The 23,663-nt window shown below is 47.7% G+C and carries 20 protein-coding genes and 1 riboswitch; of the genes, 3 read left to right on the top strand and 17 right to left on the bottom strand.

All coding sequences use genetic code 11. The features are described from left to right. Nucleotides 1–22: 22 nt before the first annotated feature. The 3 genes from DW949_RS09325 to DW949_RS09315 all read right to left on the bottom strand — a co-directional run bounded on the left by DW949_RS09325 (nucleotide 23) and on the right by DW949_RS09315 (nucleotide 3,070). Nucleotides 23–1,147 carry a DUF362 domain-containing protein gene (locus DW949_RS09325; RefSeq protein WP_118022953.1) on the bottom strand — a complete coding sequence of 375 codons (1,125 nt, stop codon included), beginning with the start codon at nucleotides 1,145–1,147 and terminating at the stop codon, nucleotides 23–25. A gap of 164 nt (nucleotides 1,148–1,311) precedes the next feature. Then, nucleotides 1,312–2,268, bottom strand: a complete 957-nt coding sequence (locus tag DW949_RS09320; RefSeq protein ID WP_118022952.1) for an L-lactate dehydrogenase — start codon at nucleotides 2,266–2,268, stop codon at nucleotides 1,312–1,314. Nucleotides 2,269–2,467: 199 nt separating this feature from the next. Then, nucleotides 2,468–3,070 carry a hypothetical protein gene (locus DW949_RS09315; RefSeq protein ID WP_118022951.1) on the bottom strand — a complete coding sequence of 201 codons (603 nt, stop codon included), beginning with the start codon at nucleotides 3,068–3,070 and terminating at the stop codon, nucleotides 2,468–2,470. A gap of 427 nt (nucleotides 3,071–3,497) precedes the next feature. Between DW949_RS09315 and brnQ the strand changes: the two genes are divergently transcribed. Next, nucleotides 3,498–4,847 carry a branched-chain amino acid transport system II carrier protein gene (gene brnQ / locus DW949_RS09310; RefSeq protein ID WP_118022950.1) on the top strand — a complete coding sequence of 450 codons (1,350 nt, stop codon included), beginning with the start codon at nucleotides 3,498–3,500 and terminating at the stop codon, nucleotides 4,845–4,847. Nucleotides 4,848–4,927: 80 nt separating this feature from the next. Here brnQ and DW949_RS09305 read toward each other — a convergent pair whose 3' ends face one another. From DW949_RS09305 to trmL, 8 genes are all read right to left on the bottom strand, one after another. Further along, nucleotides 4,928–5,884 carry an AEC family transporter gene (locus DW949_RS09305; protein WP_118022949.1) on the bottom strand — a complete coding sequence of 319 codons (957 nt, stop codon included), beginning with the start codon at nucleotides 5,882–5,884 and terminating at the stop codon, nucleotides 4,928–4,930. A gap of 223 nt (nucleotides 5,885–6,107) precedes the next feature. Continuing rightward, nucleotides 6,108–6,842 (bottom strand): DNA/RNA non-specific endonuclease, encoded by a 735-nt coding sequence (locus DW949_RS09300; RefSeq protein ID WP_118022948.1) that lies wholly within the window; start codon nucleotides 6,840–6,842, stop codon nucleotides 6,108–6,110. Then, nucleotides 6,839–7,246, bottom strand: a complete 408-nt coding sequence (locus tag DW949_RS09295; protein ID WP_118022947.1) for a ribonuclease Z — start codon at nucleotides 7,244–7,246, stop codon at nucleotides 6,839–6,841. Before DW949_RS09295 ends, DW949_RS09300 begins: the two co-directional genes overlap by 4 nt. A 104-nt stretch (nucleotides 7,247–7,350) precedes the next feature. Next, entirely contained in the window at nucleotides 7,351–10,875 is a 3,525-nt protein-coding gene (nifJ, locus tag DW949_RS09290) for a pyruvate:ferredoxin (flavodoxin) oxidoreductase (protein ID WP_118022990.1), read from the bottom strand. 247 nt (nucleotides 10,876–11,122) lie between these two features. Then, entirely contained in the window at nucleotides 11,123–12,937 is a 1,815-nt protein-coding gene (typA, locus tag DW949_RS09285) for a translational GTPase TypA (RefSeq protein ID WP_118022946.1), read from the bottom strand. Nucleotides 12,938–13,025: 88 nt separating this feature from the next. Then, nucleotides 13,026–13,961 (bottom strand): UDP-N-acetylmuramate dehydrogenase, encoded by a 936-nt coding sequence (gene murB, locus DW949_RS09280; RefSeq protein ID WP_199595836.1) that lies wholly within the window; start codon nucleotides 13,959–13,961, stop codon nucleotides 13,026–13,028. 7 nt (nucleotides 13,962–13,968) lie between these two features. Then, nucleotides 13,969–14,316: a YlbF family regulator gene (locus DW949_RS09275; RefSeq protein ID WP_118022944.1), complete on the bottom strand. Its 348-nt coding sequence runs from the start codon at nucleotides 14,314–14,316 to the stop codon at nucleotides 13,969–13,971. A 19-nt stretch (nucleotides 14,317–14,335) separates the two neighbouring features. After that, nucleotides 14,336–14,824 carry a tRNA (uridine(34)/cytosine(34)/5-carboxymethylaminomethyluridine(34)-2'-O)-methyltransferase TrmL gene (trmL, locus tag DW949_RS09270; protein ID WP_118022943.1) on the bottom strand — a complete coding sequence of 163 codons (489 nt, stop codon included), beginning with the start codon at nucleotides 14,822–14,824 and terminating at the stop codon, nucleotides 14,336–14,338. Between the two features lie 142 nt (nucleotides 14,825–14,966). On the opposite strand from trmL, the gene DW949_RS09265 reads away from it, so the two are divergent. Further along, on the top strand, nucleotides 14,967–15,632 hold the full coding sequence (locus DW949_RS09265) for a metal-dependent hydrolase (protein WP_118022942.1): 666 nt from the start codon (nucleotides 14,967–14,969) through the stop codon (nucleotides 15,630–15,632). Between the two features lie 56 nt (nucleotides 15,633–15,688). On the opposite strand, the gene DW949_RS09260 is transcribed toward DW949_RS09265, so the two are convergent. The 5 genes from DW949_RS09260 to DW949_RS09240 form a co-directional block, all read right to left on the bottom strand. Beyond that, nucleotides 15,689–16,375, bottom strand: a complete 687-nt coding sequence (locus DW949_RS09260) for a vWA domain-containing protein (RefSeq protein ID WP_199595835.1) — start codon at nucleotides 16,373–16,375, stop codon at nucleotides 15,689–15,691. A gap of 94 nt (nucleotides 16,376–16,469) precedes the next feature. Beyond that, complete coding sequence (locus DW949_RS09255) at nucleotides 16,470–17,480, bottom strand: macro domain-containing protein (RefSeq protein ID WP_118022941.1); 1,011 nt, start codon at nucleotides 17,478–17,480, stop codon at nucleotides 16,470–16,472. 79 nt (nucleotides 17,481–17,559) lie between these two features. Continuing rightward, nucleotides 17,560–18,156, bottom strand: a complete 597-nt coding sequence (locus DW949_RS09250) for a cyclodeaminase/cyclohydrolase family protein (protein ID WP_370448740.1) — start codon at nucleotides 18,154–18,156, stop codon at nucleotides 17,560–17,562. 117 nt (nucleotides 18,157–18,273) lie between these two features. Beyond that, complete coding sequence (locus tag DW949_RS09245) at nucleotides 18,274–19,953, bottom strand: formate--tetrahydrofolate ligase (RefSeq protein WP_118022939.1); 1,680 nt, start codon at nucleotides 19,951–19,953, stop codon at nucleotides 18,274–18,276. Nucleotides 19,954–20,009: 56 nt separating this feature from the next. Beyond that, nucleotides 20,010–20,087, bottom strand: a riboswitch (ZMP/ZTP riboswitch). 5 nt (nucleotides 20,088–20,092) lie between these two features. Next, nucleotides 20,093–20,935, bottom strand: a complete 843-nt coding sequence (locus tag DW949_RS09240; protein ID WP_118022938.1) for a hypothetical protein — start codon at nucleotides 20,933–20,935, stop codon at nucleotides 20,093–20,095. Nucleotides 20,936–21,146: 211 nt separating this feature from the next. On the opposite strand from DW949_RS09240, the gene DW949_RS09235 reads away from it, so the two are divergent. Then, nucleotides 21,147–21,722, top strand: coding sequence for a nitroreductase family protein (locus tag DW949_RS09235; RefSeq protein WP_118022937.1), 576 nt, complete (start codon nucleotides 21,147–21,149; stop codon nucleotides 21,720–21,722). 142 nt (nucleotides 21,723–21,864) lie between these two features. On the opposite strand, the gene aspS is transcribed toward DW949_RS09235, so the two are convergent. Beyond that, on the bottom strand, nucleotides 21,865–23,658 hold the full coding sequence (aspS, locus tag DW949_RS09230; RefSeq protein WP_118022936.1) for an aspartate--tRNA ligase: 1,794 nt from the start codon (nucleotides 23,656–23,658) through the stop codon (nucleotides 21,865–21,867). Between the last annotated feature and the right edge of the window lie 5 nt (nucleotides 23,659–23,663).

Below are 23,663 nucleotides of genomic sequence, written 5' to 3'. Positions count from 1 at the left end.
CCTATGTAGTTTCAGAAACGTCTTATTTTACGACGACTAATTCATACTGACGCGTACCGAGACCAATTTCTTCTGCGTGTACCAGCGTTTCATTCCAATTGACACGGGGATTGCTGTCAAGGAAATGATCGTGATGATGATGCCAGTCTGGTTTAGCCAGATTATCCGATAACTGGCTATTGGGAAGAGGCTGTTGCTTCTGGCAGGCATCGACACAGGCCTGATCCAGTGCTACCGGATCAAAGGAAGCAAACATGCCGATGTCCGGCAGGATAGGAGCATCATTTTCAGCATGGCAGTCGCAGTTCGGTGAAATATCCATGACAAGATTGATATGGAAACATGGCCGGTCCTGGCAGACAGCCTGGGCATATTCTGCCATCTTACGGTCCAATTTATCATTGGCATCCCACTGTACTGCCTGGATGGCATCAAAAGCACAGGCCCCGATGCAGCGTCCACAACCTTTGCAGAGTTCTTCATTGATATGAGCTACATCATTTTCGTATGTAATGGCATCGGATCCGCATTCTTTGGCACAGCGGTGACAGTTGCGGCAATTTTCTTCAATAACCTTCGGTTTGCCCGACGAATGCTGTTCCATCTTACCGGCCCGGCTGCCACAGCCCATGCCGATATTTTTTATAGCACCGCCAAACCCGGTCGATTCATGTCCCTTGAAATGAGCCAGGCTGATAAAGACATCGGCATCCATGACGGCCCGTCCGATTTTGGCATTCTGTACGTATTGTCCGTTTTTCACGGGAACTTCTACTTCATCGGTACCACGCAGCCCATCCGCGATGATAATCTGACAGCCCGTCGTCACCGTATTATACCCGTTGAGATTGGCACAGTCCATATGTTCCAGTGCGTGCTTGCGGCTGCCCGGATAGAGCGTGTTACAGTCCGTAAGAAATGGCTTACCTCCCAATTCTTTCACCAGATCTGCTACAGCCTTGACATACTGGGGACGGATAGATGCCAGACAGCCCAGTTCGCCGAAATGCATCTTGATAGCAACGAATTTTCCCTCCATGTCAATATTGCCAATGCCGGCACGACGGCAGAGTTTCTGCAGCTTCATCAGATTATTGGTACCTACTTTACAGCGGAAATCTGTAAAATATACTTTTGCTTTTTCCATATTGCCCTCCTGTCATACAATACACATCATAACTATATTACAACATCATTATCATATCACATGGAGCCTGCTCAAAGTCAAGTAAAACAAAACCAGCTGTCCGTCATCTTAAAAAGAGACAGGACAGCCGGCTGGTCATATTCACTTTTTATCCAGGGAACGATTTATTTCTTCCAGAACTGTTCCGCTTTGGCAATATTGCCACGGATAGCATCGCAGCAACGTTTGAATTCTGCTTTTTCATCATCTGTCAGTGTGTATTCCATGACCTGTTCTACCCCATTGGCACCGACGACAGCAGGAATACCGCAATAAATGCCTGTTTCACCATATTCGCCGTCGAGATAAGCACTGACAGGCATAATCTTCTTTTCATCATGCAAAATGGAACGGACTACGGTAGCACCCGTAGCGGCTACACCATATTCCGTGCATTTTTTCCCTTTAAAGGTAGTCCAAGCACCGTTGATGACGCGTTTCGTCATTTCTTCATGATCAAAATCAAAACGCGGATCGCCTTTCAGTTCGGAAAGCGGTTTGCCATGGAAGGAAATCAGCGACCAGGGAACCATCTGGGCATTGCCGTGTTCGCCCATCATGAAAGCCGTAAAAGAGTGATGTTCCAGATTTGTCTGCTGGGAAATAGCACTGATGAGGCGGGACGAATCAAGGCCGGTACCGGTACCAAATACGCGGTTGCGCGGCAATCCGCTCAGTTTCTGTACCAGATCGGTAATGACGTCACAGGGATTCGTAATATTGACAAAAATGCCATCGAACCCGCCAGCCATGATTTTATCCACAAAGCTGGCTACTTCTTTGACAGAATTTTCCATTTCGCTGTCGCGATTCAACGTTGCCAGTAATTCAATTTTGCCAACGGCATTGACGATGACATCACAATCTGCCAGACCGGCATAATCCACTACTTTATATACGACACGGTGAGGCATGAAATAAGCCGCATCCATCAGGTCATTGCATTCACTGGCTACTTTATCTGCATTTTTATCGCACAGTTTGACTTCATCAGCAACACCCATCATACCCAGATTATACGCAACATGAGCGCCGACATGGCCTAATCCGACAACACCAACGATTCTTTTTTTGATACTCATGACAAATTCCTCTTTTCTCACAGAAAATATGTTACAGAGTTCACAAATCTCTATACGTATATGATAGGCCTGTCCTTTTGATTTGTAAATGAGTAATCATTCCCAATTCAAAATAAGAATGAATTTTAATGCGTATAGGTCGTAAGTTAATCGTATAATTACGAATATTTATTTCGTTAGCTGCATTTTATACCGGTTCCTATGATTTTTTATCATGCTTCTTATTTTCTGTATCGTCCATAGGTGTCACGTCAATCGTATAAGAATGCCTGTTATTTTTATCACGCATAGCCGCCTCATAACCACGACGGTAGGACGCATCGGCTGAACTATTTGTCCCGCGTATCTTACGCCACAACCAGCGCACAGCGGCAATCAATGCCATAAACAGGAGGAGATTCATAAACAGGCCCAGGATGGTAGATAAAATTCCCATGCTGCCCCAGCCTAAGAGACCTGCCAGCATGCTGCCCAGGAACATGCCTCCTGCCAGAAAACCTATATTGCGCAGAGTATTCCCCCACCGGGAAGTCTGTGATGTTGCTGCCGTGCCAGCTCCGTTTGTATTCGTTCTGGCCTGCTGCCTGGTATTGGTGGTGCCTGCTTCCGGTTTCGGTGTCTGCCGTGATGCATTCCCTGTATTACCTGCCGGTTTCGTCATTGCCGGTGCCGTACGGGGAGCTGACCTTACAGAAATTCCGCCCTTAGCAGCCCAGACTGTATCCGTATGGGTAAATACGGGCGCTGCCGTCAGACAAAATACGCTGATGACGATAGGAATAGCAATATTTTTAATTTTCATATATGGAAACTCCTTTTCATATAAATATACGATTCTGTCATAGAACTACTAAATAGAGCTTGTATATATTATATCATAGGCAGTCAAAGCCATTACAAGCCGTCCATTTACTCATCAAATTTTAATTTTTAACATTCTTGTTATTAATATTTTTAATTTTATGACGTTGATTTTTTTCTTCTTTGTGGTATACTTAGGCCATAAAAAGTAAATTTTATGGACAGATTAAAATTTACAACAGCGGAAAATAAATTACGTACCATGTATTGTTTTACATCTGCCGGAGAAATATCTGCAGAAAATACACATATATAGTTTGGGCCTATATGTGTGCCGTTCATTTCACTCATGTGTGATTCCGACAATACAGGATACCCGTCACAGGGAACGTATTTTCATTCTTCGCATCCGATGGGAGGTATGATGTATGAGTAAAGGTAACAGTCAGAGTTCGAGAGTCATTGCAATTGGTCTTATGCTATTTGCATTATTCTTTGGTGCCGGCAACCTGATTTTCCCCTCATCCATGGGGCAAAATGCAGGGTATAATGTCTGGTGGTCCGTCCTGGGCTTTATCATCAGCGGCGTAGGCCTGCCGCTGGCCGGGGTATTGGCCATGGGATATTCAGGCTGTGAAGACCTGCGCCAGCTGGCAAGCCGCGTAGGACTCAAATATGGCCTTGTGTTCTCCGTTGTAGTCTATCTGACTATCGGCCCCTGGTTCTGTATTCCCCGTACGGGCAGCGTATCATACGAAATCGCCGTACGGCCTTTCCTGAACAGTGGCGGATCCGATATGGAAATGATGGCCTTCCTGGTATTGTTCTTTATCATTTCCTACTGGCTTTCTGCCAATCCGTCCAAGCTGGTAGACCGTATCGGCAAAATTCTGACGCCATGCCTGCTTCTGACCATCGTCATGCTGATTTTAAAATCCTATCTCACCCCGATGGGCGTTCCTCAGGCTCCAACGGCACATTATGCTACAGCCAGCATGGCCGCTGTCCAGGGGTTTATTGACGGGTATGGTACGATGGATGCCATGGGGTCCTTCGTATTCGCCATTCTGGTTATAAAATTTGTCAAAGAAAACGGTGCCGATACACCACAGAAAGTAACCCGGGATGTTTTCAAAGCCGGTCTCCTTGCAGCAGCATGTCTGGGATTTGTCTACGTATTCATTGCTGACCTGGGTGCTACCAGTGTGCAGGCACTGGGAATCCTGGAAACAGGGGCTCCTGTCCTTGCAAACAGCGCACAAATCCTCTTTGGCAGTGCCGGTGCCCTCCTTCTGGCCGTCATCGTATTGCTCGCCTGCTTATCGACCAGTATCGGCCTTCTCACATCATGTGCTACCTTTTTCAATGAAATTTACGACCGCATCAGTTACACGGCTTATCTGCGGGGATTTACCATTGTATCGTTCCTGATTGGTACTTTCGGTCTGCTGACAATCATCAAAACCGCAATCCCGGTCCTGATGTTCCTCTATCCTCTTACGGTCGCAACCATATTCCTGACATTCATGCACAACGTATTTAATGGAAATCGTATCGTCTATATTTCTACCATAGGTTTCACCTGTTTCTCCGCACTCATCAGCGGACTGGAAACAGCCGGCGTCCCCCTTGGTGCCTTATCCGATGTGATGAACACATATGTTCCTTTCCAGGCCATCGGCCTTGGCTGGATCATCTTCGCCCTCACGGGATTCATCGCAGGCCTGATAGCAGCTGCCATCCTCAAGAAGCCTGAAACCGTACCAGATGAAGTCTGATCATAGCTGAGTTACATACAAACGGGAGCCACCCATGAAAACCGGGGTTTTCATGGGTGGCTCCCGTCGTATCTCATACGTTACACGCCCAGTGCATACACGATGACCGGTATGACGGCTGCAAACAACACCGTGCTGGCCGTTACAATTCCCGTAGCATACCGCACATCACCATGGGCTTCGTTGGCAAGAATTGGCAGGACTGCCATAATAGGCAACGACGACTGGACGATATAGGTATCAAATTCCAATGCCGGCATGGGGCCTAAAACAGTCTGGCCGGCTATGAGCACAACGGCCATAACAGCTGGAGCCAGAATCAGGCGGCCAGTAAACCCGGCAATCGTATCCCTGTCAAAAGAAATGTTGCCCACCCCGGCTTTAGCCAGGGCAAGTCCGATATAAAGCAAGGACAAGGGCGTAACCAGACTGCCAATATACCCGGCCGCCGTCATGACAGGTACAGGAACGGATAAATCCATAAGCAGAAAAACAAATGCCAGAAGGCAACTTGTAAGAGGCGGCGGACAGAGCTTTTTCAGATTGAAATGCCGTTTTCCCGTCGCAACCGGATTGGACGGGTCATCGGCCACGAGGAATGCACCGATGGTCCAGCATGACGTATTGCAAAAGAGGAAATAAGCCAGAAAGTACGGCATCGCTTCTTCACCAAAGAGGGCCATGTTGAGAGGCCAGCCGATAAACAGCGTATTCGTATTTGCTACAGCTGCAACAAAACTGCCATGCCGGCCAGCCGGGACATGAGTCAGGCGGGCCCAGACCCAGCCCATGACATACCAGGCAATCACACCGACAGCAACCAGTGTAAACCCTTCTGACAATTGGCGCACCATATCAAGGGACATATATTTCATCATCGATACAAAGACAGCGGCAGGCAATGCAATATTCATGATAATCTTTGAAATGTCATCGCCAAAGGAATCGGACAGATACCGCTTCTTTTCCAGAACATACCCGGTCAGAATAATAAGCAGTATAGGAATGATACTTTCTAAAGACGCTGCAAAGGCCATACGATTTGCTTCCTCCCATGAAAATTTCTGAAATCACATCTGCTATTATAATATATTCAGCCCGTTTGTCCAGAAAGAATCAGTATCTTAGTATACTAATATATCAACCATACATGTTGCCGCACGTATACTCTGTCTGGCCACATGCACCAAAACGTACAAATCTGATTTTACAGTAAAAAGCTGCCACATCAGGAATATCCTGGTGTGACAGCCCCGTGTTTCATTGTTTCTTACTATCTCCTGTTTTATAATCAATCGTAATTCCCGGCTGGTTATTATAGACAAAGACATTAAACTGAATACCAGCGCCTTTATCTTCTACAGACCAGGCCTCCATCTGTACGCCGCGGGCAACGAGATCATTGCCTGAAAAAATCGGGGTTACACGGTACAGTACATGATGATTTGTTTCCTTAACATAATCGGCTACCATATTTTCAAAGGGAAGCATGCCCTCGACGTTGAGATACCGCGTACCGGTAATCAAATTTTTAGGATTGGCATTTTCAGCCGTCAGCTGATATCCGATGAGGTGACACCGGTTGTACAGATATTTTCCATCAACATTGTCATACTTGGCCAGATGCCATCCACTCGGCTTGACACTGCCTATGGCTCCTCTTTTTTTGGTAGGCATGAGATCTTTTCCTATATTGGCATAGGCCGGGCCGCAGCGGCCCAGTGAATCCAGATCACTGTACCTTTCAAAGGATTTCTTCGTCTTGTCCTTGTCAGGAAAATCCGGTACATTATCATGAATGACGACATAAGGCTTTCCTGAAAATGCAGGAATATTGGAAAGGTCGAACGATTCTCCCTTATTCCCCTTTGTTTGTGTAGCCTGGTTTTGTACCGTTTTCTGGCCTGATGATGCCGTTTGTGCTGATCCGCAGGCCGTGAGAAGGAGACAGAATGCTGTCAGCAGGGCCAGCAGTAGCTTGGTCAGATGTTTCATTTTACATATACCTCTTCTGTAATAGTATCATGGGAAAATCCGGAAAAATCATGACTTTCCTGCAATTTCCAGGGGCTATCCAGAGTAATGTCAAAATACATATCAGCCGGATATGCCCTGTTCCAGCGGAATAAGATAATCTGTTCGATACGGTCTGCATAGGGAAGCACCGCCTTATCTTCGACAAAGCAGAAATCACCGCAGCCTGCCTGTTCGAGAAAATCATCGGCCGTATGGATCCGGTCTGTTTCTTCCGTAAACATTGATGCCGAATACGAATCCATCCAGATACCTCGGGCGCCGGCAATCTCCAGCATCCTCTGCCGCAGTTTCCGGTCCTGGCTCTGACGGCGCTGATTGAAACAAAGTCCGCCATGATCGTCTACTACTGTCATGATAATCATGAACTCACCTCCTGATAATAATCATTATATCATACAACATCGGGTAATCCAGAAAAAAAGGATTCAGGCCGCAGCCTGAATCCTTTTTTCTAAAAGCAGGGATATTATTCTCTGCCTGCCATCTTGGCATAGTATTTGTAACGATCTTTAAGATCCTGTACTTCCTTCTTATACAGTGCATCGGCACGTTCAGGGAAGTTGATCTTAAGTCTTCTGTAACGGTTTTCACCGTTGAGGTAATCCATGATCTTATCTGTATCCGGTTCCGGAGAATCAAGCTGGAACGGGTTCTTGCCCTGTGCAGCCAGACGCGGATCGAAACGATAGAGATGCCAGTAACCGCATTCGACAGCTTTCTTCATTTCCAGCTGTGTCGTACCCATACCAGCACGGATGCCATGTTCGAGGCACGGGCAGTAGCAGATGACGATGGACGGGCCATCATACGATTCTGCTTCGCGGATAGCACGGAGTGTCTGAGCCTGGCTGTAACCCATAGCAACCTGGGCAACATAGACATAGCCGTATGTCATGGCAATGGCACCGAGGTCTTTCTTCTTAATGACTTTACCGCCGGCAGCGAATTTCGCTACAGCAGAAGTCTGGGTAGATTTGGAAGACTGGCCGCCTGTATTGGAGTAAACTTCTGTATCTACGACGAGGATATTGACGTCGCGGTTCTGGGCAATAACCTGGTCTACGCCGCCGAAGCCGATATCGTAAGCCCAGCCGTCACCACCGATAGCCCATACGGACTTCTTGGAAACGAATTCACGGTTCTGAAGGACGAACTTGACTTCTTCCGTCTGTTCTGCTTTTTCCAGAGCAGCGAGGAGAGCATCGGATACTTCACGGGATTTCTTGCCATCTTTGTAGTTAGCGAGATATGCATCGATTTCCGGTACGCATACACCCTGTTCTTTCAGGCTGTTCAGGCGGATAATGATTTCTTTCTGAATAGCGTCCTGAGCATGGAAGTAGCCATAAGCAAATTCAGCATTGTCTTCGAACAGGGACTGTTCCCAGCAGGGACCGAAGCCGCGTTCGTCTTTGCAGTACGGAGTCATCGGCAGGGAACCACCATAAGCGGAGGAGCAGCCGGAAGCATTGGCAATGTACATGCGGGAACCGAAGAGCTGTGTAACCATCTTGATGTACGTCGTTTCAGCACAGCCAGCGCAGGCCGGGGAGAATTCGAAGTACGGTTTGGCAAACTGGGCAGATTTGACGTTTGCGTCACTGATAACTTCTTTCTTGAGATATTTTTCTTTCATTGCATATTCATTGAAGTTATCCTGCTGATCGATTTCGTCCTGCATCGGAACCATCGTAAGAGCGCCTTTTTCTTTCATCGGGCAAACAGTCGTGCAAACGCCGCAGCCGAGGCAGTCATACGGGGAAAGCTGCATACGGTAGTTGTAGTTTTCCAGACCTTTGCCCTTAGCGGGAACTGTTACGAAGTTAGCCGGAGCATCAGCTTTTTCAGCGTCTGTTACCAGAACCGGGCGGATAGCTGCGTGCGGGCAGGCCATGGAGCAGCTGTTGCACTGTGCACAAACTTCAGCATTCCAATGAGGAACGTTGATGGCTACGCCACGTTTCAGATAAGCCGTCGTACCGTTCTGCCATGTGCCATCGAATACACCATATTTCTTGAAGATAGAAACAGGGAGTTCATCGCCATGCTGACGATCAACGGGGATGACGAGGTCACGGACAAAGTCAGGCATATCTTTCTGCGGTTCCGGAGCATCTACTGCATCAGCCCAGGAAGCAGGGATTTCTACTTTCGTGAGGCCGGAAATGCCCATATCGACAGCTTTGTTGTTCTTATCTACGATTTCCTGACCGCCCTTCTTGAAGTAGGAATTATAGTTTCCTCTCTTCATGGCAGCGACAGCTTCGTCGATAGGAATAACGTTTGTAAGTTTGAAGAAAGCAGCCTGGAGGATGGAGTTTACACGGTCACCGAGGCCGATTTCGCCAGCCAGTTTCGTAGCATCGATGATGTAGAACTGGGCATGTTTGTTATAGAGGTCTTTCTTCATCTGAGCCGGAAGTTCTTTATCCAGTTCTTCGACACTCCACGGGCAGTTGAGGAGGTATACACCGCCATCTTTCAGGTCCGTTGTCGTGTCATATTTCTTGACATATGTAGGAGCATGACAGCCAACAAAATCAGCAGAGCCTACGAGATAGGTCGCATGAATCGGTTTGTCACCAAAACGGAGATGGGACTGGGTAAGGCCACCGGTCTTCATGGAGTCATAAGCAAAGTATGCCTGTGCGTATTTATCAGCATCGAGACCGATAATGGTGATGGCGTTCTTATTGGCACCGACTGTACCATCGCCGCCACGACCCCAGATTTTTGCAGAAATCTGGCCGGGATAATCGATGTGGAATTTTTCTGTCGGCAGGGATGTAAATGTAACATCATCGACGATGCCGATAGTGAAGTTGTTCTTCGGTGTATCCTGATCGAGGTTTTTGTATACAGCAGCAATCTGGCCAGGAGTTGTATCTTTGGAGGACAGACCATAGCGGCCACCTACGACGGTGATATCCGTACGGCCGGACTGGATAAGTGCCGTCTGAACATCGAGGTACAGCGGTTCACCAACGGAACCAGATTCTTTCGTGCGGTCCATAACAGCGATTTTCTTAACCGTTGCAGGGATAGCATCGACAAAATGTTTAACAGAGAACGGACGATAGAGATGAACCTGGATCATGCCGACTTTTTTGCCATGGGCATTGAGGTAATCGACAGTATCACGGACGGTTTCAGCAGCAGAACACATGATGACGATCAATTCTTCTGCATCTTCAGCACCATAGTAGTTGAAGAGTTTGTAGTCACGGCCGGTCAGTTTGTTGATTTCGTCCATGTAGTGCTGAACGACATCAGGAATGGTTGCAACTTTTTCGTTGGCGCCTTCTTTTGTCTGGAAGAAGATATCCGGATTGACAGTCGTGCCACGGGTGTACGGATGTTCCGGGTTCAGGCTGTTCTTACGGAAAGCTGCCAGCTGTTTATAATCAACGAGTTTTGCAAGATCATCATAATCAAGGGCTTCGATACGCTGCATTTCGTGGGATGTACGGAACCCGTCGAATACATGCATGAAAGCATAGCGGCCGCCAATAGCAGACAGATGGGCTACGCAGCCGAGATCCATAGCTTCCTGCGGGGAGGAAGACATAATCATGCCGAAGCCAGTCGTACGACATGCCATAACGTCAGAATGATCGCCGAAAATGGAAAGTGCATGAGCGCTGATAGTACGGGCTGCAATGTGGAATACGCCCGGCAGGAATTCACCGCCAATTTTGAACATGGGGGGAATCATGAGGAGCAGGCCCTGGGCAGCCGTATAGGTGGTGGTCAGCGCACCAGCCTGCAGGGAGCCATGGCATGTGCCAGCAGCACCAGCTTCAGACTGCATCTGGATTACATCGACGGTATTGCCGAAGATATTCTTCTTTCCTTTTGCAGCCCATTCGTCAACCTTTTCTGCCATAACAGAAGAAGGTGTGATCGGGAAGATAGCAGCAACTTCTGTGAATGCATAGGAAGCATATGCAGCAGCCGTGTTACCATCCATTACTACATAGTTTTTTTTCATAATCACTTTCGTCCCTTTCTTTGGTTATTGAGATAGTAAAATAACATCACAAGCAAGGTTCTACGTACAGATTTTCACAATCCGTACTGCTAACTGTGTATACGCATATACGTGCTGATTCGTATTTGCATATGCATTACCCATAATGTACCACAAATTTGAATGGATTTCCAGTGCTTTTATAAAGAAAATGGCACAGGCTCTTTCCAAATTCGAAAAGGACTGTGCCATCCATGCTTTTTTGTAATTACTGTTGTGATTTACGCATAGCTTTCTTTCTATCGTGTTTATCAAGAATAGCCTTGCGGATGCGGATATTATGCGGTGTCACTTCTACCAGTTCATCTTCATTGATCCATTCCAGGGACTTTTCTAATCCCATCTGACGAGGCGGAATGAGGCGCAATGCTTCATCGGAAGCAGACGAACGGGTATTGGTCAGGTGTTTCTTCTTGCAGGGATTGACATCGATGTCTACATCGCGGTTGCTTTCCCCGATGACCTGCCCCAGATAAATTTCTTCACCGGGATTGATGAACATGACACCCCGGTCCTGGAGGTTGAAAATACCATATCCTGTTGTCGTTCCCGATTCAAAGGCCACCAGACTGCCCCGTGTACGGCCGGGAATATCGCCTTTCCAGGGAGCATAGCCGTGGAAGACATGATACATGATACCATTGCCCTTAGTAGCTGTCAGGAATTCGCTGCGGAAGCCGATAAGCCCGCGGGCAGGGATAATGAATTCGAGCCGGGTATACCCTTTCAGGTCCACCATATTGACCATTTCCGCTTTGCGTGTGCCCAGTTTTTCCATGACTGTGCCCATGAATTCCTGCGGTACATCAATCGTCAGGGCTTCCAGCGGTTCACATTTCTTGCCATTGATTTCTTTCGTAATGACGCTCGGTTTGCCTACCTGGAGTTCATAGCCTTCACGACGCATTTCTTCGATGAGTACGGCAATATGCAGTTCGCCACGGCCGGAAACTTTGAATGCGTCGGCACTGTCTGTTTCTTCCACACGGAGAGATACATTGGTCTGTACTTCCCGGAACAGACGGTCCCGCAAATGACGGCTCGTTACAAATTCGCCATCCTGTCCGGCAAACGGGCTGTCGTTGACATAGAATATCATAGACAGGGTCGGTTCGTCGATATTGATTTTCGGCAGTGCTTCCGGATTTTCCGGGTCAGCAACGGTTTCCCCGATTTTAAGATCGGGGATGCCGATGATGCAGGCAATATCTCCCATAGACGCTTCGTCTGTTTCGACCCGTTTCAGTCCTTCATAAGTATATACGCGGCCAATTTTTGCCTTACGCTGGCTTTCACCATCGGTAATGACGACCTGCTGGTTCGGGCGCATACGGCCACGGACAATACGGCCGACGGCGATTTTACCTACATAGTCATCATAGTCCAGGGTCGTAACCATGAACTGGAGAGGGCCATCGGCATCGCCTTTCGGGCACGGGCAATTTTCAATAATGCATTTAAAGAGCGGTTCCAGGTTATCGCTGTCATCGTCCATAGAATTTTTAGCAATCCCATCGCGGCCATTTGCATAGATGACAGGGAAATCCAGCTGGTCATCGTCAGCTTCCAGTTCCATGAACAATTCCAGTACTTCATCTTCTACTTCGGAAACGCGGGCATCGGGTTTATCAATTTTATTGATGACGACAATCGGCTTCAGTTTCTGTTCCAAAGCCTTGCGCAGTACATATTTCGTCTGCGGCATCGGGCCTTCAAAAGCATCTACCAGAAGCAAAACGCCATCAACCATGTTGAGGACACGTTCTACTTCGCCACCGAAATCAGCATGCCCCGGAGTATCGACTATGTTGATTTTTACGCCATCGTGCATGACAGAAGTATTTTTGGATAAAATCGTGATACCGCGTTCACGTTCGATATCACCAGAGTCCATGACCCGTTCAGCCACTTTTTCGTTTGAACGGAAAACATGGCTCTGTTTGAGCATAGCATCAACCAAAGTCGTTTTACCATGGTCAACATGAGCAATAATTGCAATATTACGTATATCCTTACGTTCCATCTGCGTCCTCTCCTATTTGTAGCAATATAAAATAGTTTAATTTTCTGTAACTGTGTTAGTATATCACAAAACAGCCGGATTGACTATATCAATCCGGCTGTTTTTTTATCTGGTTCTGTTCTTCACCTAAAATGCGTACTTCCGGTTCTAAATGCACGCCGTGGGCAGCCTCTACTCTTTTTTGTACTTCATGGATCACAGCCAGGACATCCCTGGCCGTGGCATGACCGGTATTGACAACAAACCCGGCATGCTTGGTCGATACCTGGGCATCGCCACAGGACAGCCCTTTCAGGCCGGTCTGGTCAATCAGCGTACCGGCATAATAGCCTGGCGGACGCTTGAATGTACTGCCTGCGCTGTGCATTTCGAGTGGCTGTTTGCTGCGCCGCCGTTCCATGAGATCATCCATAGCCGCCTGGATTTCCGCCTTATTTCCCAGCTTCAGCTGCAACTCTACTTCAACGACAAACTCCTGAAGACGCTGAAAAACGCTTTTCCGGTATCCAAATTCAAAATCAGCCGCTTTATACGTGTGCACGCTGCCATTGCGGTTTACCGTGCGTACACGGGAAACGATATGGCTCATTTCACCGCCATACGCACCGGCATTCATGAATACGGCCCCGCCCAGAGTTCCCGGTATGCCACAGGCAAATTCCATACCTGTCAGGCTGTTCTGCTGGGCAAACTGGCAGACATCCTTCAGCATGAACCCTGAACTTGCCAGAATCTTCGTATCGTGGCAGGAAAGGTATTTGTTCATTTCATTCAATTGAATGACAACGCCACGGATGCCGCCATCCAGGACGAGCACATTCGATCCTCCGCCAATGACAGTAACTGGCAGTTCCAGCTGCCGGGCCAGGCGTATCGTCTGGGACATTTCCTTTACCGTATGGGGAAGGACCAGTACATCGGCCGGGCCTCCGATTGCAAAAGTTGTATGCAGGCCCATCGGTTCGTCCAGAAGCACCTGCTGTGCGGGTATAAGTTGAGTTAATTGCGAAACCATGCTCGCCATTGCATATTTATTTATCAAGAATACTCAGTCCTTCTGCCATCGCCTGCTGAATGGTGCCAAGAATCTGGCCGCCAATCTGATTCCATTTCATATACTTTTCCAGATATTCTACCGCCAGAGGACGGTTTTCAACGATTTCCTGCAACTTCTGCAGTTGTTCAATTTTTTTCCGTACAGGCTTGTCGCCAGCAGCCTGTGCATAAGCCAGTTGTGCCTGCAATGTCAGGAAATCCTGGACATGCTTCCTCGTTTTTTCATCTTCAGCCAGCTTCTTCCCCGCTTCCAGCAATGCCTTGTAATCTTCATCTTCCTGGATAGCCTGTGCCAGTTCATTCGCTTTATCGTATACGCTCATGATTTCACTCCTCATGTACTTATTTTAAATTATGTATGCCAATGCCACTCTTTGCCATGTCCGGGAACCCCAGCTGCCGCATTGCTTCATACGAAACGATGGCAACCGAATTGGAAAGATTGAGGCTCCGGGCTTTATCCACCATAGGAATACGGAAACATTGCTGCGGATACTGCTTCAACAGGCTTTCTGGCAATCCTTTCGTTTCTTTGCCAAATACCAGCAGATCATCCTGGGTAAAACGGATGTCAGCATAGCACTGTTCCGATTTCGTTGTCAGAAAATAAAAATGATGTCCCTTATATTTTTCCTGGACTTCCGCAAAATTTTCATGTACCTGTACATCGACCAGTGGCCAGTAATCGAGTCCGGCCCGTTTCAGATATTTATCTTCAAGGGAAAAGCCCAGCGGTTTGACAAGGTGCAGGGTAATATGATTGGCCGCACAGAGACGGGCAATATTCCCCGTATTGCCTGGAATTTCCGGTTCTACCATGACTATATGCATCGTTACATCACTCTCCATGGGATATTGTACAAGATTTCCCCGGGAAGTACAAGAGACTTTCCTTTTTCTCCTGTTTTCTATTATAATAGAACATAACGGTACTCCTATCGCATATCGTATATCCAGAAAGGGGCAAAGTCTCATGAAATGTATGTATTACGGCCATTCGGCCTTTTCACTATCGGCGGAAAATACGACTATCCTGTTTGATCCGTTTATTACGGATAATCCCTGGACAACGGTCAGCCCATCGTCTATCACCTGTCAGTATATCTTTATTTCTCATGCCCATGGCGACCACTACGGGGATGCCGAAGAAATTGCAAAAGCCAACGACGCCCTGATCATCAGTACGGCAGAAGTAGCAGGTAAAGCCCGTATGGCAGGCTGCAACGCCCACGCCATGCACATCGGTGGCAAAGCGGATTTCCCTTTCGGCTCCATACGTCTGACACCGGCCCTGCACGGATCCGGCATAGCCGGCGGGATGGCCTGCGGCTGTCTGCTGGAATTCGCTGGCAAACGCATCTATTATGCCGGCGATACGGGGCTGTATTCCGACATGAAGCTTCATAGCCGTTTTGGTCCCATTGATGTGGCATTCCTGCCTATCGGAGATAATTTCACCATGGGAATGGAAGACGCAGCCTTAGCCGCATCATGGATACAGCCTAAAATGGTGATACCCATCCATTATGGCACCTGGCCTGTCGTAAATGCAGATCCTGCCTTTTATAAAAAAATGACAGAAGAAACCTATTCTGTTCCCGTTCACATTGTTCCGCCCGGAACAGAATATGAATTTTAATCAGATAAAACCAGCGCCCGCCTGTATATCTCAGGACATACAGGCGGGCGTTTAAATTAACCATTACGATTTCCCTTTTTTTGTGAACGGGCATATTGTTCAATATCTTTTTTCCATTCGTCATCCGTTTCAGACAGCACTCCTAAAGGATCCATGCAGCGGGCACAGCTCATAAAATGAGATACGGCTCTGAAATTCATAGCAGTCCCTTCTTCATCACACACATACTCTACGGCACGTTCTGGCCGGATTCCCAAATGGCCAGCTTCCGTCACAGCATCCATATTTGCACCGAGAAACAAAAATTCCCATCCGTCTTTCTTTTGCTGCCGTTCAATCATCTGCCGCACCGTATGCTGGTCATACAGCCGGCTGGTATTTTCCTTCCCGTCTGTAATAACCACGACTATCGTTTTGTCCGGTCTGTATTCCGCTGGTAGATGGTTTTGAATGATACGGATCCGTTCTATCGTTTTCCCCAAAGTATCCAACAGCGCAGTACAGCCGCCTGTCCGGTACACGTATTCCGTCATGCGGGGTACTTCATCCAATGGCACCCGGTCATATACGACATCTGATGCCGTGTCAAATAATACCGTAGTCACTACCGCATCGCCATCTTCTTTTTTTTGTCTTTGAATCAACGAATTGAATCCGCCAATCGTATCATCTTCCAGTCCTGTCATCGAACCACTGCGGTCCAGGATAAATACCATTTCTGTAAGCATTGATGTACTCTTCATACTGATTCCTCCCTGTCACTTCATATCTGATATAAACAGTGTAACAGAGATAAGGCATGACGTGGTCGCTTACAAAGCGACAAATCCGCTCTATTTACAGTTCTGGTTCCCCGAAATAAAATAACGCTTTATCAATCGTATAAATATCGTATTCACCGTGATCCAGAAAATACCGTACGATGACATCTCTCTTCTGGCTTCCTGACAGCGAATAACCTGCTTTATCCAGCAATTCCTCCGTTTCCGCTACAGAAAGTTTCAGTCCCACAGCCAGAGCCAGGACAGTCTTTTTCTTTGGCAGATACTCTTCATGGCTCCTGATTTTAGAAAACAGCTTCCGGTCCATATTGGCCCGTTTGTATACTTCCACATCACTGTAGCCTTTTTCATCGATGAGGCGCAATAGCATGTGGGAAAAGGTCTCATCCAGATTTTGAATCATCTGTTCCAGCGAATGTCTTCCCATTCCCATTTTTTCTGGCCGGGCGAAGTGGTCTGTTCCATAACACGAATCTGCACGGGCATCCTGTTCAAGATGACAAGCGCATATTTCACCGGGTTCTTCCCGTTCCGCTTCATCAAAGGAGTGATTTAGATACCGCTTCAATTCATCAGTCAGATGACGGCTGAGCTGAATAGCCGAACGGTCAAGAACAACGAGATAAACATCCATATCGTGGCATTGTAAAAATGTCCGTATGGCCTGGCAGGCAACATCTAAGGCTTCCTGTGCGGGATAGCCAAAAATGCCCGAAGAAATGAGAGGAAAGGAAATAGACTTGCATCCCGCTTTCATAGCCGTTTCCAGAGCTGTAGAATAACAAGATGCCAGATGTTCCTTTTCCCCGGCCTCACCGCCCTGCCACACAGGACCAACGGTATGGATAATATAACGGGCCGGCAGACGATAGGCAGACGTCAGTACCGACTGGCCCGTAGGACAGGGAGCCTTTTGCCTGCATTCGGCAGACAGTTCGTCATACCCGGCAGCATGGAAAATGGCGCCACATACACCACTTCCCGCCAATAATGCCGGATTGGCTGCATTAACAATAGCATCCGTCTTCATCCTGACAATATCATTATGAACAATATGAAAAGACATAAGACACCCTCCTTCCAGGCAAGACAGCCCGTTTCTCATGACAGCCGCATGTCATACAATGACAGGAATTGCACAGGCTCTAACGACTCTGGTATTCTTTTTCCACCGTTTCTTCGATACGGGCCGCTTTTTGTTCAATATCGACCATAGCCCCGGTCATGCAATGAACATACTCCTTATCCGTAATAGATTTCAGATTGATACGTACGCTATAAAAAGCCGAGCGCATAGCGGCTCTGGCATTCATGGCAGCAATAGCCCCATCCGTAATGACCCAGGCATTGCCATAACGTACCACCTGTTCACTCAGCTGGAGAAGTACAAAAATATCTTTTCCCAATGCAAAAGGAATGGCTGCCGCGTCTTTAAAAGCCTGTTGTACCACGGCAGTACGGTCCGGCGTATCTTTGGGAAGCCGGACGGCCCGTATGACGCCTTCAAAAGCCCGGGCGTCTTCATCGATGCCGGCCTGATAGCGGAGCCGCAAGACTTCAGCCTGACTGCGTATCTCCTGCATCATCGGTTCTACCTTTTCATATCCTTTTTTGCCTATAGTAAGATTGGCCACCATTTCAACCAGAGCGGCCGCCGAAGCTGCCGTAAGGGCCGCAATCCCGCCACCTCCTGGCACGGGGGCTTTCGAAGCAGTAGCTGCCAGCAGCTCCTCTGCTGGCATACTGCATAATTTTTTCTCGCTCACATCCGTATCCTCACTTATACATTTTATTTTAATTGCCTGTATACGGCAAAAGACGGCCATAAAGCCGCCTTTTGTGTAACTATCCAGAAATGATCAGAACAGACCAGTGATGACGCCATTTTCATCAATATCCATGCGGTTGGCAGCCGGTACTTTTGGAAGGCCGGGCATGACCATGATATTACTGGTCTGGCAGACGATGAATCCGGCACCAGTGCAGACGCGGACGTCTTTGACAGTAATCTTGAAATGTTCCGGTGCTCCCAGTAAGGCCGGATTATCCGAAAGAGAATATTGTGTCTTGGCAACACAGACCGGCATTTTATCAAGGCCCAGCTTTTCCAGTTCGGCAATCTGTTTCGGAGCTTTGCCTTCCAGGATAACACCATCGCCACCGTAAATTTCTTTTGTCAGGATTTCCAATTTATGGAGAATCGTGTCATTGACATCATACAGCGGTTTATATGGAGTTTTGGGCTGCTGCAGGAGCTGAAGGACTTTCCGTCCCAGTTCCAGTCCGCCCTTGCCGCCTTCTGCCCAGCAGTTGTTCAGAGCCACATCGACACCATAATTCTGGCAGAGACGGGTGAGCAATGCAATTTCAGCATCTGTATCCGTCAGGAAGCGGTTGATGCCAACTACGACGGGAACATCATATTTGCGCATATTTTCGATATGTTTCTTCAGATTGGCAAAGCCTTTTTCCAGTGCTTCCAGATTTTCCGGCTGGAGATTTTTCTTGTCTACTCCCCCATGCATCTTAAGTGCCCGGATAGTGGCAACAATGACGACGGCATCTGGCTTGATACCGGCAAAACGGCATTTGATATCCATGAACTTTTCGGCGCCCAGATCGGCACCGAATCCGGCTTCCGTTACCGTGATTTCTCCCATTTTGAGAGCCAGTTTGGTAGCGACTACGGAATTGCATCCATGGGCAATATTGGCAAAGGGACCGCCGTGAACCAGGGCCGGTGTATTTTCCGTCGTCTGGACAATATTGGGTTTGATGGCATCTTTCATGAGAATAGCCATAGCCCCTTCTACACCGAGCTGACGTGCCCGGACCGGATTGCCATCAAGGTCATAGGCAACGATGATATCTCCCATCCGTTTCTTCAAATCCATGAGATCACTGGCCAGGCAGAGAATAGCCATGATTTCCGAAGCTACGGTAATCATGAAATGGTCTTCCCGCGGGAATCCATTGACCTTGCCTCCGAGACCTACGACGATATCACGCAATGCCCGGTCATTCATATCCATGACGCGTTTCCATACGATGCGGCGCACGTCGATGCGAAGGGCATTTCCCTGATGTACATGATTGTCGATGGCAGCAGCCAGCAGGTTGTTGGCTGCCGTAATAGCATGCATATCGCCCGTAAAGTGAAGATTAATATCTTCCATGGGGAGAACCTGGGAATAGCCGCCGCCAGCAGCTCCCCCTTTGATACCAAATACAGGTCCCAGAGACGGTTCGCGCAGTGCCGTCATCGTCTTATGACCCAGCTGGTTCAGAGCCTGGGCCAGGCCGATTGTCGTAAGCGTCTTGCCTTCTCCGGCAGGTGTCGGGGTAATAGCCGTTACCAGCACGAGCTTCCCGTCTTCATTTTTGGACAGCCGTTTAATCGCATCAAAAGAAATTTTTGCTTTATATTTGCCATATAATTCCAGGTCATCTTCGGTAAGACCAACCTTTTCTGCAATCTTTACGATGGGTTCCAGGTGAGTCTGCTGTGCAATTTCGATATCGCTTAATACGTTAGCCATAATAAAAATCAGCTCCTGTTCTCTGTGTGCACCGATAAAAATAGCCGGCCATCCGGACTATTTGCCCAGACGGTCGGCTTCTTCAGATCATGCTCCATGTGGTTAGTCCACTTCCGTCAGTCACATGACTACGTAGCTATTATACCTTGCCTGGTATCTCCTTGTCAATGCAAACACTTTGTTCCGTTTCTATCCGCACGGGACCTCCTATACTGATGTGTTTAACCGACTGGTCTGCATAAGACGCTTCAATCGTAATGCTGCCACCAGGCTGGCGTATTTCACAGGCAATATTATGACCGCACAGATGAGCCAGTGCTGCTGCCGTGGCAGCCGATCCGGAACCACAGCTTTTTTCCCAATACAACGTATCCGTGCCCGCCACATACACAGCAGGTATCATCGTAAGCGTTTTCCGGTCTACCAGATTCATGCCAAAGGCTTCATAATGTCGGGTGCTGGCATACTGATATACAGCCCGCCATAACGCATTCTTATCTATCGTCTTTATAGAAGGAGTAAAATGAACGAAATGCATAATCCCGGGCAATTCAATCTGATAAAATCGATACGTTATATCATTGTCTGCCAGACTGACAATATCCATTTTCCGGGGCAGCGGTACTTCGATGGAAGCATCGTACAATTCGCCTTCATCACGGACTACAACGGCTTTCAATATCTTATTACACCCAGAACAGGAAATACGGTACTCGCCATGATCCTGTCCAGACCGGGACAGTAAATACGCTGCAGCAGAGCGTGAAGCATTGCCACAAAATTCACCACCCATCATATCCAGACGTACATCTGCTTCTTTATCAGGCCAGGTCAGAAAACCTACTTGCTCTGCGCCGACACACTCAGGCTGCAGCAGTCTGGCTGCCAGCGAAGCATGTTCCTGTTTAGGAACGGCATCTAATACGAGAATCGTCGTATTGCCACTGGGGTCGGCTTTCACATAATGGATTTCCTCTGTCATGTTTACACCTCAATGATGGTCCATTCTCTACCCGGACGGACCGGATAATTTACATACAGTTTATTATAACACATCGCGACTATTTGAACAGGGTATATATGAAAGTCGGATAAATTTCGACACATACTTGTTTCTTAAGAAAGATTGACGTCACCCAGATTTTACATTACCATAAAAATAACACACAATCATGCATAAGGAGGTCCATCATATGGAAACAGTATCCGCCATTACCAGGCGCCGCAGCATACGGAAATATACCAATCAGCCTGTATCCGATACAGACTTAAAGGACATACTGGAAGCAGCCGTCATGGCCCCTTCAGCCAGTAATCTGCAGCCATGGTATTTTATCGTTATCAGAAGTCCTGAAAAGATGGAAGCATTAAAAAAATTAATGGCCGAAGCCACTAAAAATCTTATGCCATACTGGCACCGCCGGTTTGCCAAATATCCCCAGGTCATTACAGAAACGGCTGACTTTGTCCGTTTTCTCGGCGACGCTCCCGTCTGTATCCTGGCCTTTCTTCTCCGGACAGAATATGAAATGCCCATTCCGGCCATCCAGAGTGTTGCCGCTGCCATTGAAAACATGCTTCTGACAGCCACCGACAAAGGGCTGGGCAGCTGCTGGCTTACGGCTCCTCTTGCCGGAGGTGTCGGACAGGAAGTACATGATATGTTTGCACCAGATAAAGGCGAGCTCGTAGCGATGATTACCCTGGGATATGCCGCACAGTCGCCGTCTATGCCCCGCCGCAAGGATGGCCGCTACACGATCATTTGATATCACCAGCACACGGAACCAGGTATAGGATCCGCGTTTTAACCCAGAGCAGACATCTGCTGACACCAAACAAAGAGAGGCTGTAGCAAAATGAATACAAACGTTCATTTTACTGCAGCCTCTCTTTATTTGTCATATAATCTTATTTGCTTACCAGATCTTCTTCTACCTGAATATGCAGTTCGTGGAGCTGCTTTTTCGTAACAGGCGAAGGAGCTTCGCTCATGGGATCAATCGCATTCTGTGTCTTCGGGAATGCTATGACATCGCGGATCGACTTGCGTTTGAGCATGAGCATGATCATGCGGTCCAGACCGAAAGCCAGTCCTCCGTGGGGCGGAGCACCGTATTCAAAGGCACGGACGAGGAAGCCGAATTTCTGTTCTACTTCTTCCGGTGTCAGGCCAATCGCCTTGAACACGCGCTGCTGGATATCAGGCTGATAAATACGAAGAGAACCGCCACCCAGTTCAATACCATTAAGTACCAGGTCATACGCCTTAGCATATACATGAGCCGGGTCAGTTTCCAGTTTATCCAGGTCTTCATCCCGCATAGCCGTGAACGGATGATGCATGGCAACATAGCGATGTTCTTCTTCACTGTATTCAAACATGGGGAAATCGACAACCCAGGTAAAAGCAAATTCATTTTCGTCGATAAGATTCATGCGGCGGGCCATTTCCTTACGCAGTTCACCGAGAGCAGCCGCTACGATTTTCGGCTTATCGGCAATCATGAGGACTAAATCCCCTGTTTCAGCGCCACAGGCTTTACCGATTTCACGGAGCTTATCTTCGCCAAAGAATTTCTTAATCTGGGATTTTAATGTACCATCTTCCAAGAATCCGATCCATGCCAGACCTTTGGCTCCATAATGGCTTACGTATTCAACGAGACCATCCAGTTCCCGGCGGGGAATGTCGGCATCACCCTTGACGTTAATGGCCTTCACCTGTCCGCCGTTGTCAATGACCGTGCGGAATACTTTAAAGTCCGTATCTTTTACAAGTTCCGTCACATCAGTAAACTTCATGTCAAAGCGGAGATCCGGTTTATCCGAACCATAATTTTCCATGGCATAGTCCCAGGTCATGCGATGAATCGGCAATTTGACATCATGTCCCAGCGTTTCCTTGAAAATATAATGAACCATATTTTCTACCAGTGTAAGGATTTCTTCCTGGCTCATGAAGCTCATTTCCATATCCAGCTGGGTAAATTCCGGCTGACGGTCTGCACGCAAATCTTCATCACGGAAGCAGCGGGCAATCTGATAATACCGGTCCATACCGGAAATCATCAAAAGCTGTTTAAAAATCTGCGGGGACTGGGGCAGAGCATAGAACTTGCCTTCATTAACCCGGCTCGGTACCAGATAGTCACGCGCCCCTTCCGGTGTGCTCTTGCACAATTCCGGCGTTTCAATATCAATGAATCCATGTTCATTGAGGAATGTACGCATAGCATGTTTTACCTTATGCCGCATGATAAGGTTATTCTGCATTTCCGGACGACGCAGATCAAGATAGCGGTATTTCAGACGGATTTTTTCATCAACGTCGATATTATCTTCAATATAGAACGGTGGCGTCTTTGACGAATTGAGGATACGCAGTTCTTCGCAGCGGATTTCTACGGTCCCGGTCTTCATTTTAGGGTTGACTGTATCGGCATCCCGCATACGTACAATACCGCGGACAGCCAGAACATATTCTGTACGGACCTGTTCCGCTTTTTCAAACGATGTCTTTTCGTAATCCGGTGATGCTACGACCTGAACGATACCAGTGCGATCGCGCAAATCAATAAAAATCAATCCGCCATGATCACGGCGCCGTTCAACCCAGCCGCATAAAATGACTTCTTTTCCCGTATCTGCTTCAGAAACTTCAGCGCAATACTGGGAACGTCGTAAACCTTCCATTGTATCCATTAGTA

The organism is Megasphaera sp. AM44-1BH (genome assembly GCF_003467125.1).
Lineage (GTDB): Bacteria > Bacillota > Negativicutes > Veillonellales > Megasphaeraceae > Megasphaera.
Note: the sequence above shows the minus strand (reverse complement) of the source record. Positions and strands in the feature narration are given on the sequence as shown.